14 protein-coding genes are annotated in these 16,547 nt (G+C 46.9%); 6 read left to right on the top strand and 8 right to left on the bottom strand.

Annotated features, from left to right (window positions below; genetic code table 11):
• The first annotated feature begins 303 nt into the window (after positions 1 to 303).
• The gene (gene hpt / locus AC6R05_RS16340; protein WP_150869255.1) at positions 304 to 834 is read left to right on the top strand and encodes a hypoxanthine phosphoribosyltransferase; all 531 of its coding nucleotides are present in this window, start codon (positions 304 to 306) and stop codon (positions 832 to 834) included.
• Between the two features lie 73 nt (positions 835 to 907).
• On the opposite strand, the gene can is transcribed toward hpt, so the two are convergent.
• Positions 908 to 1,576, bottom strand: coding sequence for a carbonate dehydratase (can, locus tag AC6R05_RS16335; protein ID WP_150893490.1), 669 nt, complete (start codon positions 1,574 to 1,576; stop codon positions 908 to 910).
• A gap of 243 nt (positions 1,577 to 1,819) precedes the next feature.
• Here can and AC6R05_RS16330 point away from each other — a divergent pair, with 243 nt between their 5' ends.
• From AC6R05_RS16330 to AC6R05_RS16320, 3 genes are all read left to right on the top strand, one after another.
• Positions 1,820 to 3,490, top strand: a complete 1,671-nt coding sequence (locus AC6R05_RS16330) for a SulP family inorganic anion transporter (protein ID WP_032551496.1) — start codon at positions 1,820 to 1,822, stop codon at positions 3,488 to 3,490.
• A gap of 228 nt (positions 3,491 to 3,718) precedes the next feature.
• Positions 3,719 to 4,636 carry an ABC transporter ATP-binding protein gene (locus AC6R05_RS16325; protein ID WP_152469272.1) on the top strand — a complete coding sequence of 306 codons (918 nt, stop codon included), beginning with the start codon at positions 3,719 to 3,721 and terminating at the stop codon, positions 4,634 to 4,636.
• A 1-nt stretch (position 4,637) separates the two neighbouring features.
• Entirely contained in the window at positions 4,638 to 5,408 is a 771-nt protein-coding gene (locus AC6R05_RS16320; RefSeq protein ID WP_150893494.1) for an ABC transporter permease, read from the top strand.
• An 85-nt stretch (positions 5,409 to 5,493) separates the two neighbouring features.
• On the opposite strand, the gene panC is transcribed toward AC6R05_RS16320, so the two are convergent.
• The 7 genes from panC to sfsA form a co-directional block, all read right to left on the bottom strand.
• A complete protein-coding gene (panC, locus tag AC6R05_RS16315; RefSeq protein ID WP_032551499.1) occupies positions 5,494 to 6,384 on the bottom strand; it encodes a pantoate--beta-alanine ligase in 891 nt (296 codons plus the stop codon).
• 8 nt (positions 6,385 to 6,392) lie between these two features.
• Positions 6,393 to 7,187: a 3-methyl-2-oxobutanoate hydroxymethyltransferase gene (panB, locus tag AC6R05_RS16310; RefSeq protein ID WP_150869250.1), complete on the bottom strand. Its 795-nt coding sequence runs from the start codon at positions 7,185 to 7,187 to the stop codon at positions 6,393 to 6,395.
• A 23-nt stretch (positions 7,188 to 7,210) separates the two neighbouring features.
• Positions 7,211 to 7,696: a 2-amino-4-hydroxy-6-hydroxymethyldihydropteridine diphosphokinase gene (gene folK, locus AC6R05_RS16305; RefSeq protein WP_032551501.1), complete on the bottom strand. Its 486-nt coding sequence runs from the start codon at positions 7,694 to 7,696 to the stop codon at positions 7,211 to 7,213.
• Positions 7,693 to 9,048 carry a polynucleotide adenylyltransferase PcnB gene (gene pcnB / locus AC6R05_RS16300; RefSeq protein ID WP_032551502.1) on the bottom strand — a complete coding sequence of 452 codons (1,356 nt, stop codon included), beginning with the start codon at positions 9,046 to 9,048 and terminating at the stop codon, positions 7,693 to 7,695. Before pcnB ends, folK begins: the two co-directional genes overlap by 4 nt.
• A 183-nt stretch (positions 9,049 to 9,231) precedes the next feature.
• Positions 9,232 to 10,107, bottom strand: a complete 876-nt coding sequence (gene gluQRS / locus AC6R05_RS16295) for a tRNA glutamyl-Q(34) synthetase GluQRS (protein ID WP_500648020.1) — start codon at positions 10,105 to 10,107, stop codon at positions 9,232 to 9,234.
• A gap of 87 nt (positions 10,108 to 10,194) precedes the next feature.
• Positions 10,195 to 10,641: an RNA polymerase-binding protein DksA gene (gene dksA, locus AC6R05_RS16290; protein ID WP_032551504.1), complete on the bottom strand. Its 447-nt coding sequence runs from the start codon at positions 10,639 to 10,641 to the stop codon at positions 10,195 to 10,197.
• 137 nt (positions 10,642 to 10,778) lie between these two features.
• On the bottom strand, positions 10,779 to 11,501 hold the full coding sequence (gene sfsA, locus AC6R05_RS16285; protein ID WP_500648019.1) for a DNA/RNA nuclease SfsA: 723 nt from the start codon (positions 11,499 to 11,501) through the stop codon (positions 10,779 to 10,781).
• A gap of 94 nt (positions 11,502 to 11,595) precedes the next feature.
• Between sfsA and hrpB the strand changes: the two genes are divergently transcribed.
• Positions 11,596 to 14,034: an ATP-dependent helicase HrpB gene (hrpB, locus tag AC6R05_RS16280; RefSeq protein ID WP_500648026.1), complete on the top strand. Its 2,439-nt coding sequence runs from the start codon at positions 11,596 to 11,598 to the stop codon at positions 14,032 to 14,034.
• Positions 14,031 to 16,448: a penicillin-binding protein 1B gene (gene mrcB / locus AC6R05_RS16275; protein WP_500648018.1), complete on the top strand. Its 2,418-nt coding sequence runs from the start codon at positions 14,031 to 14,033 to the stop codon at positions 16,446 to 16,448. The genes hrpB and mrcB overlap by 4 nt, the downstream gene beginning before the upstream one ends.
• Positions 16,449 to 16,547: the final 99 nt, after the last annotated feature.

Raw genomic sequence — 16,547 nt, 5'->3', positions numbered from 1 at the left:
GATTTTATTATTATTTAAGCCAAGATGAGTGTAATGGTGCATATGCAAATGGTCAATCATTTGTGCTTGTTTTATGGACAATTGCATCAAACTTGATACATAAATCGTGATCCGCATAGGGCGTTGTAATGCGATCTAACTCGAAACCCGAGAATAAGACTCTTGATGCGAGAACTGTGATTTAAATTGATAGACGAGGTGGTGTGGGTATTTGAGCAGTGCTAGACTTACGCTCGAAAATCAGCGGCACTATTGATGAAACGATCTACACTTGTCGCAGTCACTAAATAAAATGAGAGCAGTATGAAACATACAGTTGAAGTCATGATCTCCGAGCAAGAAGTTCAAGATCGAGTGCAAGAACTAGGTAAACAGATCACTGAGCATTACCAAGGTAGTGAAGATCTCGTATTGGTAGGTCTATTACGTGGTTCATTCGTATTTATGGCCGATCTTGCGCGTGCGATTAACCTTACGCACCAAGTAGATTTCATGACAGCTTCTAGCTACGGCAATACAATGGAAAGCTCACGTGACGTGCGCATCCTTAAAGACCTAGATGATGACATCAAAGGTAAAGATGTACTGCTAGTTGAAGATATCATCGATACTGGTAACACACTAAACAAGGTGAAAGAGATCCTGAGCCTACGTGATCCTAAGTCAGTACGTATCTGTACGCTGCTGGACAAGCCTTCTCGCCGTGAAGTTGACGTAGAAGTGAACTGGATCGGTTTTGAGATCCCTGACGAGTTTGTTGTGGGTGTAGGTATCGACTACGCTCAGAAATACCGTCACCTACCATACATTGGTAAGGTTGTACCTCAAGAGTAATTGTCGATTGGATGAGATCGAATGATTAAAAAGCCCGCGTGATGCGGGCTTTTTGTATTTGTTAGGAAAGTACTTAACCTTGTTGGCCTAGAAGAGGCGTGGTTAGAATCTTGTTCAATGCCTCTAAATGACTGTTCTCTAGGGTATCGTTGCTTGAACAACGCACACCAAGATCTTTCAGTTTGCCATCACCGATACCATACACAACGCCGTGGATTTCAACCTCTTGGCCGCGCTCCCAAGCACTCTGCATAATGGTTGAGTTACCCAAGTTGTAAACTTGCTCAGCAACGTTGATTTCACAAAGCTTATCGCCCCACTGTTCACGTGGTAGTGCTTCGATCTCTTTGCGGTACTTTAAGTAGTTATCACGGATGTGCAGTAGCCAGTTATTGATAAGGCCCAGTTTAGGGTTATCAATAGCCGCATTAACACCGCCACAACCATAGTGACCACAGATAATGATGTGTTTTACCTTCAATACATCAACCGCGTATTGAACAACAGATAGGCAGTTAAGGTCGGTATGAATGACTTGGTTTGCCACATTACGGTGTACAAACAGTTCACCAGAATAGAGCCCTGTTAAGCGTTCAGCTGGTACACGACTATCTGAACAACCGATCCAAAGGAACCCCGGGTTTTGACCCTCTTCAAGCGTGGTAAAATATTCAGGTCGTTCTGAGCGAATTTCATCAGACCATTTGGAATTGTTTTCAAAAAGCTGTTTTATTTCTGGCATCTTGCTTCATACATCCCTCAATTAAGATGCTTAACTATACACAATGTTACAAATTCAATCTTGTAAAAAGTGCGTCAAAAAGTACTCATCTGACGTGTTCTAGTACGTAAAATCATAAACTTAGGCATAAAGCTATCATCCGGTTATAAGACATAAATATTGTGATTGAATTAACACTTTCTGAGCAGTTGATACATTTGTTAAAGTGATACGGTTTGTCAGCTCATCACAGGGAGATGTATTTTGTTTGGAAGTCGTTTTGCAGATATCAACCTCAAAGGGGATATGTTTGGCGGTGTCACCACAGCCATTATCTCACTGCCATTGGCGTTGGCATTTGGTGTTGCTTCTGGTGCAGGCGCCGAAGCGGGCTTATGGGGCGCGATCATGGTCGGCTTGTTTGCCGCACTGTTTGGTGGTTCCAATACGCTGATCTCTGAGCCAACTGGCCCAATGACTGTGATCATGACTGCGGTACTCACCAGCATGATGGCCAAGTACCCGGAAACAGGCTTGGCAATGACCTTTACTGTTGTAATGATGGCTGGTGCATTTCAGGTATTACTCGGGACGTTAAAGTTAGGAAAATACATAACTTTGATGCCATATAGCGTGATCTCCGGATTTATGTCGGGTATCGGCGTTATTCTTATCATTCTGCAGCTTTCGCCACTTCTTGGTCATGCAGCCCCTGCGGGTGGTGTGATGGGTACCTTATCGGCACTGCCTGACACTGTGGCGAATATGAAGTTCAGCGAGCTGTTTCTTGGTTTACTAACGCTCGGTATTCTGTTCTTCTTCCCTAAACAGTACCGAAAGTATGTTCCCGCACAATTGGTTGCCTTGGTCGCAGTAACACTGCTTTCTGTCATTCTGTTTGATACAGAAGCGATTCGCCGTATCGGTGAAATCCCTGCAGGTTTACCATCATTGGTTGTGCCGCACATTGACGCTTCTATGTTTACCGAGATGGTCATCGATGCATTGGTGCTGGGTACTCTGGGTTGTATTGATACGCTTTTGACTGCCGTTATTGGTGACTCTTTGACTCGTAAAGAGCACGATTCGGATAAAGAGCTGCGTGGTCAAGGTCTAGCAAATATGATTTCTGGCTTGTTCGGTGCGCTTCCAGGCGCGGGTGCAACCATGGGTACCGTAACCAACATTCAGGTTGGTGCGCGATCTCCATTATCAGGTGTGATTCGTGCGTTAGTACTTGCGCTAGTGGTACTGGTTGCCGGCGGTTTGACTGAACCAATTCCAATGGCGGTACTGGCGGGCATTGCGGTGTATGTAGGTTTCAATATCCTTGACTGGAGCTTCATTCAGCGTGCGCACCGCGTGAGCTTCGCGGGTATGGCGATCATGTATGGCGTGATGCTATTAACGGTATTCGTCGACTTGATTGTTGCGGTAGGTCTTGGTGTCTTTATCTCTAACATCATCATCATTGAGCGGTTGAGCCGTGAGCAAGCGCGCCAAGTGAAGGCGATCAGTGATGCGGATGAGGATGATGTGCCTCTATCAGATAGCGAACGTGGCTTGCTTGATATGGCCAATGGTAAAGTGCTGTTCTTCTATCTGTCTGGACCAATGATCTTCAGTGTCTCTAAGGCGATTTCACGTCAGCACACTAGTATCTCTGATTACGAAGCGATGATTCTCGATCTCACCGATGTACCGATGATTGATGTCACGGTTGGTCTAGCTTTGGAGAATGCGATTAAGGACGCACTAGACGCCAACTGTGAGGTGTACCTGTTGTGTCCAAACGATAATACGCGCCAACAGCTTGAGAAATTCCATGTGATTGATCTGGTACCAGAATCGAATACCTATCGCTTCCGTTATGAAGCCCTAAGAGCGGCAACTAACTACGTGGTACGCGATGAGCATGAGCTCGGTTCTGCTTAGTAATAAGCAAATTAATGTCTAGCCGTAAAATACCGTTAAGTTAATGACTTAGCGGTATTTTTTTATCTTGTTTTAGCCGTATCCATAAATGTTTCCATAGATTTGGAAATGTTAGTTTGTATCAATCGTCATTTGACGATAGACTTGTTGGTATATTGGACGTGTCTGAGAATAAAGTCATCTTTTCTCTCATGCCCACTCACTAATCGCAAATGGCAAGTTATCTTCATGTACGCATTAGAAATCGAACAACTTAGAAAGACCTACGCTGGTGGATTTGAGGCCTTGAAAGGCATAAGTCTGCAGGTGAAAAAAGGCGACTTTTACGCACTACTTGGGCCGAACGGCGCGGGCAAATCGACCACGATAGGGGTTATCTCCTCACTGGTAAATAAAACGTCAGGCAAGGTGAATGTCTTTGGTTTTGATATCGATAAAGACCTAGAGCTGGCGAAGCAAAACCTTGGCTTAGTTCCTCAAGAGTTCAACTTTAACCAGTTTGAGACCGTTGAGCAGATCGTACTTCAGCAAGCTGGTTACTATGGTGTGTCGAAGTCACTAGCCAAAGAGCGTGCCAAAAAGTATCTATCTAAGCTCGATCTGTGGGAAAAGCGTAGCGAACGAGCGCGAAACTTGTCTGGTGGTATGAAGCGTCGCTTGATGATCGCCCGTGCATTGATGCATGAGCCTCAACTACTGATCTTGGATGAACCAACAGCCGGTGTTGATATTGAACTGCGCCGCTCAATGTGGGAGTTTTTACAAGAAATCAACGAGAAACAAGGCATCACTATCATCTTGACCACTCACTACCTAGAAGAGGCCGAGATGCTGTGTCGCAACATCGGCATCATCAACCGTGGTGAGTTGATTGAGAACACGACGATGAAGTCGCTGCTGAATAAGCTCAGTGTTGAAACCTTCATCCTTGATTTGGAAGAGGGTGCATCTGAGCCGACGCTGCAAGGTGTAAACAGCCAAGTGATGGTGAATGGTTCTCTAGAGATCGAGATTGATAAGACGTTAGGATTGAATACCATCTTTAGCCAGCTAACAGAGCAGGGTATTAAAGTATTGTCGATGCGTAACAAGGCGAACCGTTTGGAAGAGCTGTTTGTGAGTATCGTTCGTGAGGGGAGCAAGTAAGATGTATCAACTGTATTGGACGGCTTTTTGTAGCCTGCTCACCAAAGAGGTGAACCGATTTACCCGAATCTGGGTTCAGACTCTGGTTCCACCTGCGATCACCATGACCTTGTACTTCATCATCTTCGGTAGCCTGATTGGCTCTCGCATTGGCCAGATGAACGGCTTCAGCTATATGGAGTACATCGTGCCGGGCCTTATCATGATGTCGGTGATTACCAACTCTTATTCGAACGTTGCCTCTTCGTTCTTTAGTGCTAAGTTCCAAAAGAACATTGAAGAGCTTTTGGTCGCTCCGGTACCAAACTATGTGATTATCGCAGGCTTCGTAATGGGCGGGGTTGTGCGTGGCTTGCTAGTTGGCGCTATTGTTACCTTTGTGTCGCTGTTCTTCGTTGACCTGCAAGTTGACCATTGGGGTGTAATCATTGCGACTGTGTTCTTAACGTCAGTGGTATTTGCGTTGGGTGGTCTTATCAATGCGGTATTTGCGCGCACCTTTGATGATATCTCGATCATTCCAACCTTCATCCTAACGCCTCTCACCTATCTTGGCGGGGTGTTCTACTCAATCAGTCTACTGCCTGAGTTTTGGCAAGGTGTATCTAAGCTGAACCCGATTGTGTATATGGTTAACGCATTCAGATACGGCTTCTTGGGCGTGTCTGATGTGGGTATTGTGACGTCGTTTGGTGTACTGGGTGTGTTTATTGTGGTGCTTTATAGCGTTGCACATTACTTAGTAACAAAGGGCATTGGCTTACGTAGCTAGTCTTTGAACCACCCAGCTAACAGATAAAGAAAAAGGTCGATATAACATCGACCTTTTTTGTATTTTGCTTTTAAGAAACCGTTAACTACTCAGCGGTTTCTTCTTTCACTTCTTCTTTGGTTTCCGTAACTAAGTCAAGAACTTGGTTGTCGATAAGACGAGTCTTACCTAGGAAAGCGGACATAAGAATCACAGCTTGAGTGGATTCAGAAGTGATGGCTTGCAGAGTCTTAGCATCGCAGATGAAGATCTCATCCGGTTGTAGATCTGCAGCGCGAAGTTGGTCGGTCGCATCTTCCACAACTGACGCGTAATCATCACGTCCACCACGGATAGCACTGCTGATCCAACGCATAGTGCGAGCCAGTACAGGCGCACGCTGGCGCTCATCAATCGTGAGGTTGCCGTTACGAGAGCTCATTGCTAAGCCGTCCATCTCGCGTACCGTAGGTACGCCCACGATCTCGATGTCGAGTGCAAGATCGGTCGTCATTTGACGAATGACGGCGAGCTGTTGGAAATCTTTTTCACCGAAGCAGGCAAAGTCAGGCTGAACGATGTTGAACAGCTTGGTTACGATCGTAGCTACACCACGGAAGTGACCAGGACGAGAAGCGCCTTCTAGCATGTGAGAAAGGCCAGGTACCTCAACAAAAGTCTGCTTATCAAGACCTGCTGGGTACATGATCTCTGGTGTTGGTGTAAAGACCAGCTCAACACCTTCGCCAGTTAGCTTGCTCAAGTCAGCTTCTAGAGTACGAGGGTAGTTGTTTAGATCGTCTGCACGGTCAAATTGCATTGGGTTAACGAAGATACTAACCACAACGATGTCAGCCAGTTCACGCGCTTTTCTTACTAGAGTAAGGTGACCTTCATGAAGGTTGCCCATAGTAGGAACGAAAGCAACAGTGCGTCCATCACGTTTATACTGCTTAATCTGCTCACGAAGAGCCGCTACTTCAGCGAAAGATTGCATACTAACTCCTAAGCGATTGTGTGAGCGTCATCAGGGAAACGTGCGCTCTCAACATCTTCTTTATATTTTGCCACGGCTTTACGCATATCGCCCGTTTCCGCTAAGAAATTCTTAGAGAATTTAGGCATATAGTTCGCAGAAATACCGAACATGTCGTGCATAACTAGGATTTGACCGTCGGTCACATTGCCCGCGCCTATACCAATTACTGGTACATCACAGGCTTCAGTAATACGTTTTGCCAATGAAGCCGGTACACACTCAAGCAGGACGATTTGCGCGCCAGCTTCTTGTAGAGCTAATGCGTCTGCAACCATTTTATCGGCTTGCTCGTCGTCGCGACCTTGTACCTTGTAACCACCAAAGATGTTCACAGACTGAGGTGTTAAACCTAGGTGTGCACAAACCGGTACTGCGCGCTCTGTTAGCATTTTCACTGTATCTACCAGCCAGCTGCCACCTTCAATCTTAACCATGTTGGCACCAGCGCGAATGATCGTCGCCGCGTTTTCACATGCTTGCTCAGGTGTTGCGTAGCTCATGAATGGCATGTCAGCCATCAACAGACAGTTTGGGCTACCTGCACGTACTGAGCGAGTGTGGTAAGCAATGTCTTCTACGGTAACTGGCAGTGTGTCAGTTTGGCCTTGCAGCACCATACCAAGCGAATCACCGACTAAAAGGACAGGGATTTCTTGGCTTTCGAATAGTTGACTGAAGCTTGCGTCGTAAGCCGTTGACGTTGCAAATTTACGGCCTTCACGTTTGCACTTGATCAGGTCGTTAATGGTTACTTTTTTCATTGGTTTTCCTTAATGCGTTTGGCTTATTTCTGCCAAACATTGAGCCCGTTTTTGTCGACTACTTTAAGCAGTTCACTGAGCTCAGTCCCATCAGGGAGTTGTAAACTTGGTGCGATTTCAGCTAGCGGGTAAAGAACGAATTCTCGCTCTTTCATTCCGTAGTGAGGAACGGTTAAGCGCTCTGAATCGATCACCTCATTGCCGTATAAAATGATGTCTAGGTCCAAGGTTCTTGGACCCCAACGCTCATCTTTACGGACACGCCCTTGCTCTTGCTCAATCGCTTGGGTGCAGTTGAGCAGTTCAATTGGCGTTAATTCGGTTTCAATAGCAACCACCGCGTTGATGTAATCAGGTTGGTTTTGCGGCCCCATTGGAGTGCTACTATATAGCTTAGAGGTCGCAATAAACTTTGATTGCGGTAGGCTTTTTAGTGTTTCGATAGCCAAATTTGCTTGGCTCACAGGGTCGGCAAGATTGCTGCCGACCGCGATGTACGCTGTGATCATGATGACTGCTTACTTTTCTTGTTGCGGTAAGTCTTACGGCGTCGATGACCAGATTTAGATGGTGGAGCCACATCGTTTGCCATCGCTTGGCGCATGTTGCGTCCTGCGCTTTGGTAGCGCTCCCACCATTTAGCAAGTTCTTGGGTTTCACCACCTTCGATCTCGCCTCGCATCTCAAGGAAGTCAAAGCCAGCACGGAACTTGTTGAGCTCCATTAGGCGTTGAGCGCGCTTGCCGTTGCGACGAGGTAGGCGAAGCTGCAGCTGCCATACTTCACGAATAGTCGCTGTGTGGCGGCGTGGAATAGCAATACTCTTAACCTGTTGATCAAGAATCACGTTGCTCGCTTCCATGATGGCGTCATATTGAGAAAGACCAAGCTCATCGGCCAGCTTCTCTGCCAGTTTGTTCATCGGGTACCACAAGATAGCTGCGAACATAAAGGCTGGGTTAACGCGTTTGCCATCTTCGATGCGTAGGTCAGTAGAATCGAGCACCAAGTCCAGCATCTGTTCTGTTTGGGATGAGTAGTCCTCAGTAAAGAACTCAGCCACTGCTGGGAACATCTGTTGGAACAGATTGTATTCGCGCATGAGGTGGTAAGTTTCAAGACCGTAGCCTGATTGAAGAAGCTTCAGTGACTCTTCATAAAGGCGAGCTGCTGGGATGTCTTTTAGCAGGTGAGCTAACTCTTCAATTGGATCGGCCGTGTCCTCTTCGATGTCGAAATCTAGCTTTGCAGAGAAACGCATGGCACGAAGCATACGTACCGGGTCTTCACGGTAGCGAGTTTCTGGATCACCAATCAGACGGATCAAGCGATCTTCTAAGTCTTCTACACCACCTGCGTAATCGTGGATGCTGTAGTCTGCAATGTTGTAGTACATCGCATTGATGGTGAAGTCACGACGCTCTGCATCTTCATCGACGCTGCCGTAGACGTTATCACGCAGCAGCATTCCTTCTTTCGACTGAGCTGATACGTTTTTCGATGGCTCTTGGTGGTGACCTCGGAAAGTTGCTACTTCGATGATGTCGCGACCAAACATGATGTGCGCAAGACGGAAACGACGACCGATAAGACGGCAGTTTCTAAATAGGTTTTTGATCTGCTCTGGTGTCGCGTTAGTCGCGATATCGAAATCTTTCGGTTGTGAGCCGAGCAGTAAATCTCGCACACCACCACCGACTAGGAATGCGTCAAAACCCGCACCATTCAGGCGATATAACACTTTTAGTGCGTTATCACTGATCTGCTTGCGTGAAATATTGTGCTCTTGTCGAGTGTAAATATTCAGAGCTAAATCGTGGAATCCACGTTGTTCGCTAGGGGTATTGTCGTTTGTATTCATTAGTTTACAACAAAGTAGGTATCGCCAACTTTGCTTTTCTCTTAGTCCAAAGTGGTAGTGCAGAGTTTAATTGCGGCTAATAATAGCCTAGCGGAAGCCATTTGAGAACATTGTCCGCTTATACACACCTAAGGGTTATGGCATTTTTATGTGTCGTTTATACGATTTCATGCCGCGAACGTGTCAATCACGGTGCTCTTTATGCAGTGTATCGGGTAGCTGATTGATATGCCAATGCTGGCAACCCCAAGCCAAAATCTCGCTCAAAGAACCTTGCTCAATGTCGAGAGGTAAACTGAAACCGAGAAAGCGCATTGCACTCAACAGTGCCGGTTTTGGGTTGTCTAAGTCGATACCCTTTGCATGATTCTGCTTTGAGAGCTTGTTACCCGTAGCGTCGGTCGCTAGAGGCAGATGGAGGTAACTCACCTGTGGCTGATTTAGGGCTTTATAGAGGCTGATTTGACGACCTGTGGGCTCGATTAAGTCAGCTCCTCGCACCACTTCTGTAACCCCTTGAGCGATATCATCCAGCACCACCGCTAGATTGTAGGCGAATAAGCCATCACGACGCTTAATAATAAAGTCTTCTTTGGCGAGTTCGGCTGGAATGCTCATGGTGCCGTGGCGAATATCCTCGAATGACTCAACTGGGTGATTCATCACTAGGCGTACCGCGCGTTCACCATTATCGTCTAGTGCTGCGTGACGACAGTGACCGTTGTAGAAGCCACCTAGGGCTTTTATCTGTTTGCGGGTACATTCGCAGTAGTAAGCTTGTTGCTCGGTAAGCCACTGTTCAATCTGTGCTTGGTAAGCCGGGTGTCGATGACTCTGATATATGACCTCGCCATCCCAATGCAACTGATAGGTCTCTAAGGTTTTTAATATAAGATCGGCGGCTCCTGGCATTTCGCGCGGTGGATCGAGATCTTCCATGCGAACTAGCCATTGTCCCTTTTGTGATTTTGCTTGAAAGTAGCTACCGAGTGCAGCCACAAGCGAGCCAAAATGAAGAGGGCCAGAGGGAGAAGGTGCAAAGCGCCCGATATAACTCATAGTAAAAGCCTAAGTAATGGTTGTATGGGGAATAAAAGACCAAATAAAAAAGGGAGCGAGTGCTCCCTTTCTTCACATCAACAAGGATTAGCCTTGCATCTGTTTCTCTTTGATTTCTGCAAGTGTTTTACAGTCAATACAAAGATCAGCAGTCGGACGAGCTTCAAGACGACGAATACCGATTTCGATACCACAAGAGTCACAGAAGCCGAAATCGTCTTCTTCGATCTTGTCTAGTGTCTTCTCAATCTTCTTGATTAGACGACGTTCACGGTCACGGTTACGTAGCTCTAGGCTGAACTCTTCTTCTTGAGAAGCGCGGTCAACTGGGTCTGGGAAATTTGCTGCCTCGTCCTGCATGTGGTGAACAGTACGATCAACTTCTTCCCTGAGCTGGTTGCGCCAAGCTTCCAAAATCTTTGTAAAATGAGCCATTTGCTCAGGTGACATGTACTCTTCACCTGGCTTTTCTTGATATGGTTCAACACCTGCGATTGCTAGGATGCCTAGCGCTTTTTTCTTAGATTCTGGCATACAGCATCTCCTATTTACACCTAGTCAACTGCAAAGCAGCTAATTTTAAGGCGGGTATCTATAGCAGAAAGAACGAATGGTGGCAAACACTCAAATGTAAACTTGTTATCAATGTGCAGAGTTCCGCACTTTGCGAATCAAGCGATGAATTCAACCGCTTGATTCAATTCCATTTGAGTATTGTTGAGTTCAGCTTTGTAACAGAGAACTTCAACACCAGCGTCTTGTGCTTGTTTTAGTAATAATGAATATTTGGCGTCTATATGGTGTGCCGCTGAGACTTTTTCAATACCTGAATGTAAAACAGTGAATAAAAGTACTGCCCTTTGACCAGATTCTGCCATTTCTGTGAGTTCACGCAGATGCTTTTGACCACGCGTGGTAACGGCATCTGGAAAGTAGCCTTGTCCCTTTCCAACACTTGGGTCATCTGCCAATAGAGTGACGCTTTTCACCTCTATATAGCAATTCGCTTTGGCTTCATCCTCGAGCAAAATGTCTATCCGGCTATTCTCACTGCCGTATTTCACCTCGGTGCGCAGCGTTTGATAACCTGAAAGTTCAACTATAGCGTCATTTTCAATCGCTTCCACTGCCAATTGGTTAGCACGGGCAGTGTTCACACAAATTCGATCGCCTTGTGCTGTTTCTGAGATCTCCCAGCTGTTTGGGTATTTTCGCTTAGGGTTGTCAGAGGTTGAGTACCACACGATGTTTCCCGGTTCAGCACAACCTGTCATCGCGCCAGTGTTGGCACAGTGGATAGTACGTTCACTGCCATCAGGAAGTTTGATATCCGTCAGGAAACGTTTGTAGCGTTTTATAAGAGTCGCAGACTCTAAAGGAGGATCGAAGTGCATTTTACTTATTTAGAGAGAACTGTTTTTATGTACAATATTGGCAACATTACACCACAAGGTCTTTCCATTGTCACAACTGCCCATTGACGCTGTGATGCCCGAGTTGCTCTCCGGCGTTCGTTCTCACTCCCAAGTTATTCTCAAAGCGGCCCCCGGTGCTGGTAAATCGACGTTCTTCCCATTGCAACTGGTTAAGTCTCAGGCGGTAAGTGGCAAGATAGTTATGCTTGAACCAAGACGCCTTGCTGCACGTAATATCGCCAGTTATCTCGCTGAGCAGTTGGGTGAAAAGGTAGGTGAGACGATTGGCTTTAGGGTTCGTGGTGAGAACAAAACCAGTAGTAATACTCGTCTGGAGATTGTCACCGAAGGGATCATGACCCGTATGATTCAGAGCGACCCAGAGCTCACGGGAATCGATATGGTGATCTTTGATGAATTTCATGAACGCAGTATTCATGCAGACACCTCTTTGGCCTTTAGTTTGGAGATCCAAGAAGCGCTCAGAGACGATCTCAAAATCGTGGTGATGTCGGCGACGCTCGACCAAGCGACTCTCAAAGCTCTGTTACCTGAGGCCGAATATATTGAATCACAGGGACGCTCGTTTCCTGTCGAGTACCGTTACCAACCATTGGCAGCTAATGATTACTTACCTGCAAAGATGGCGACAACAATCGAATCTCTGATGGAGAAAGAACTAGGCTCACTGCTGGCGTTTCTTCCCGGTGTCTCGGCGATTAAGCAGGTGCAAGAGCGACTGCAACATTTGAGTAGTGATGTGGATGTATTTGCTCTGTATGGTCAGTTGAGCTTTGCAGAGCAACAGAAAGCAATTTCGCCAGCTGAAAAAGGTAAGCGTAAAGTGGTGTTGGCGACCAATATCGCCGAGACCTCATTGACGATTGAGGGGATCCGCTTGGTGGTTGATTCTGGGCTGGAACGAGTGGCGAAGTTTGATTTGAAAACCGGTGTCACTAAGCTAGAACAGGTCAAAATATCTCAATCTTCGGCCGAGCAGAGAGCTGGCCGTGCAGGACGTATTGAAGAAGGATTGTGTGTTCGTTTATACAGCGAAGCTCAATTGCAACAACAGCCCTTGGTTCCTATTCCTGAGATTCTTCATTCCGATCTATCCTCCTTGCTGGCTGAGCTGATTCAATGGGGAGCGGCAAGCGCTGACGAGCTTCAATGGCTCGATATTCCACCTCAAGCGGCCTTAGCGCAGGCGAGCAGCTTGTTACAGCAATTGGGGCTTTTGGATCATAGTAGGCAATTTACTGCGCAAGGTAAGCAAGCTCAGCAACTTGGGCTAGACCCTCGGATTGCCAGCATGCTGATTAAAGCCAAGCAGCACAGTAGTCAGTTGTTGAATGCTGCTATTGCTGCCGCTGCGTTGATTGAAGAGCCTGAACGTAGTGTCTCTGAGGTCCAGCATTCGTTATTCCGCTTGAAGCAAGGGAAACATGCACGCAATCATTTCATGACTCAGCGTGTGAAAGCGCTCGCGGCTAAATTAGAACATAAATTTGACCTACAGAGTGTTGATGAATTGCTGCTGCCTTTGGCATTGTGTCTCGCATTTCCTGATCGCATCGCTCAATCGCGTGGTAAGCAGAATCATCAGTTCTTGCTCGCCAATGGCCATGGTGCAGAGGTGCGCGATGACGATCCACTCGCGGATAGTGAGTACTTAGTGGTTATTGATTTGATGAGAAGTGCAGGTCGCTCCAGTCAAGTATTCTTGGCCACCGCAGTCGATATCGTGAGTCTAGAAGAGCATTTTCCAGATATGTTTACGGCTCGCGATTATGTTGACTGGGATGATAAACGAGGGCGCTTAGTGGCAGAGCAGCGCGTTTGTCTGGGTCAGCTGGTCATTAATACCAAAGCCTTACCTGAGCCGGGTAGCGAGCAAATCAGTGAAGCTCTGCTCAACTATGTAGGACGTAAAGGCCTGGAGATATTGAATTGGACATCTGCAGCAAAGCAACTCCAAGCGCGTATTTTGTGTGCGGGGCAGTGGCTTCCTGAGCATGCATGGCCTGCGGCTGATGAGCAAAGCTTGTTAACGAATTTAGATGATTGGTTAATGCCTTACCTGAATGGTGTGAAATCAGTAAAAGGGCTGCAAAGTGTCAATATCGAGCAGGCTTTGATGGCGTATCTGGGATGGCCATTAAACCAAGAGATCGACCAATGGCTGCCTACACACTATGTGATGCCCACGGGTAGTAAGAAGTCCATTCGTTATCAAGAAAATGCAGAACCTGTGATATCGGTTCGAATGCAAGAAGTGTTTGGTGAGCAAGATTCTCCTTTAATTGCTCAAGGGCGTAAAAAAGTCGTACTTGAGTTACTCTCACCGGCACAAAGGCCATTGCAAATCACTCAAGACTTAGCCGGTTTTTGGGCTGGGGCTTATAAAGAAGTTCAGAAAGAGATGAAAGGTCGATACCCTAAACACCCTTGGCCAGATGACCCGGCTAACCATGTAGCGACGACCAAAACCAAACGACAGTTGAATCGATGATGATAAAAATGTTTACACCAAAAAAGGGGCCAGCGAAAAAGGCACCTGCGAAAAAGTCACCGACAGCCAAGTCGCCTCAAACTAAGTCAACCAAAACAAGAAAGCCGAGAGCCGCTGCAAAAAAGCGAACGCCGAGTAAGCGAAACAAAGCCAATCGAGGGTGGTTGAGAGTGCTGTGGGGCTTTGCTTGGAAAGCTGGCCTTGCTGTCGCTGCGATCTTGCTCTTTGTTGGCATTTATCTCGATACTGTGGTGAAACAGCGTTTTGAAGGGCAACTCTTTGACCTACCAACAGTGGTTTATGCCCGAGTATTAGATTTATCGCCGGGTACCCCAATCAGCATTCAACAAGTACGTAATGAGCTAGATGTACTCAACTACCGTAAGGTTAGTGCTCCTCGTCACCCGGGGGAGTACTCTTCGTCTTCAACTAAGATTGAGCTAATACGTCGCCCATTTGAATTTGTTGATGGCCCAGAAGCTGACCGTCATGTGATGTTGCACTTTAATGGCAATGAGTTAACCCGTATTCAGTCGCTTGAGAAAAAAGGCGATATGGGCTATTTGCGCATTGAACCTAAGATGCTAGGCATGCTTGAGAAAAGTAACGATGAACAACGTCTTTTCTTAAAGCGAAACCAGTTCCCTGAGGTGATGGTCGATGCTCTACTCGTGACCGAAGATAGAGATTTCTATCAGCATGATGGTGTATCGCCATTAGCGATAGCTCGTGCGATGGTGGTTAACGTCAAGGCCGGACGTACTGTACAAGGTGGTAGTACACTGACACAGCAGCTCGCGAAAAACCTGTTCTTATCGAGTGAGCGCACCCTTTGGCGTAAGATTCGTGAAGCCTATATCGCGCTGATTTTGGACTACCGATACAGCAAAGATGAAATTCTTGAGGCTTACCTTAATGAAGTATATCTAGGACAGAACGGTGGTGAGGCGATTCACGGTTTCGGTTTGGCATCGCGTCTCTATTTTGGACAGCCAATTCAAGAGCTGAGAATCGACCAACTGGCACTGCTGGTGGGGATGGTGAAAGGGCCATCGTATTACAACCCGGTTCGTTATCCTGAGCGTGCAAAAACACGACGTGACTTAGTGCTGCGTTTGATGATGCAACAAGATATCTTGAGTGCTAGCCAATATGAAGCGGCAGCCAGTCGAGATCTTGATATTCAAGACAACCCACGTATCGCGAGCCGTCAGCCTGCTTACTTCCAGCAAGTGAATATCGAGCTGAAGAAGTTTGTTGGTGACCGATTTGAGGCACAAAAAGGCTTGCGAGTCTTTACTTCGCTAGACCCTGTCTCACAGCAAGAGCTAGAACGCTCCATCGCGCGCAAGGTGCCTCAATTAGCTAAAACCGCAGGCAATAAACTAGAAGCTGCTGCGATTGCGGTTGACCGTAATACTGGTGAGATAAGAGCCATGGTCGGTGGTAAACGCACTGGCTACGACGGTTTTAACCGTGCATTGAATGCAAGCCGCCCGATCGGCTCATTAGTCAAACCTGCGGTATACCTAACAGCACTACAGCAACCGGATAAATACACACTGGCGACGACCTTGATGGATACGCCGCTGAGCTTGAAAGGCAGTAAGGGAAGTGTGTGGAGCCCTCGAAACTTTGACCGTAAATTCCGCGGTGAGGTGCCTTTATATGTGGCGCTATCTAAGTCTTACAATGTGCCGACGGTTCGCCTAGGAATGCAGCTTGGCATTGACTCTGTGTCGAATACCATTGAAAAGCTCGGAGTGGATAAAAGTGAGATTCGCCCTGTGCCATCAATGTTCTTAGGCTCATTTTCTTTAACTCCTTTCCAAGTGGCGCAGATGTATCAAACGGTCACTAACTCAGGCAGAAAAGCGCCACTCTCTGCATTACGCTCAGTGGTAGACAACGATGGTGAGGTTCTCTATCAATCAATACCTCGTGTGTCACAAAGTGTTGAACAGCAAGCGGCATGGCTTACTACCTATGCGATGAAGCGAGGTGTATCGGAAGGGACGGGCCGATTCTTACAGAGCCAATTTTCTTGGGCTGGACTCGCAGGTAAAACGGGCACCAGTAACGATAGTCGCGATAGTTGGTTTGTAGGCGTTGATGGCCGTGAGGTGACCACAATTTGGCTAGGACGCGATGACAACAAACCCACCAAGTTGACGGGCTCAAGTGGCGCGCTGCGAGTTTACGCAGATTACCTGAAACAACGTGGCCCAGAAGTGCTGCGTTTGCCTTGGCCAAATGGTATAGCTACCGCTAATTTTGTGAATACGAACTCTGGTGCACTAGAGTTTAATTGTGATGGGCCGGTGCAGTTACCCGTTTGGGATGAACGTGGTGACATTAAAAAGGGATGTGAAAGCCAACCAAAACAGTGGCTAAAGAAGCTTTTTGAGTGGTAAAGTTGCATAAGAAATTGATGACAAGGATAGAGTTTAAATGATGATTTCTCGTTGGCTGAGTCGTGGTTTAGGTGTCGTTGGGATTGTGTTTTGCTCTCA

It is taken from the genome of Vibrio sp. R11-SG3-ISO9, from assembly GCF_059834255.1.
This window is presented reverse-complemented; position numbering and strand designations above follow the sequence as displayed.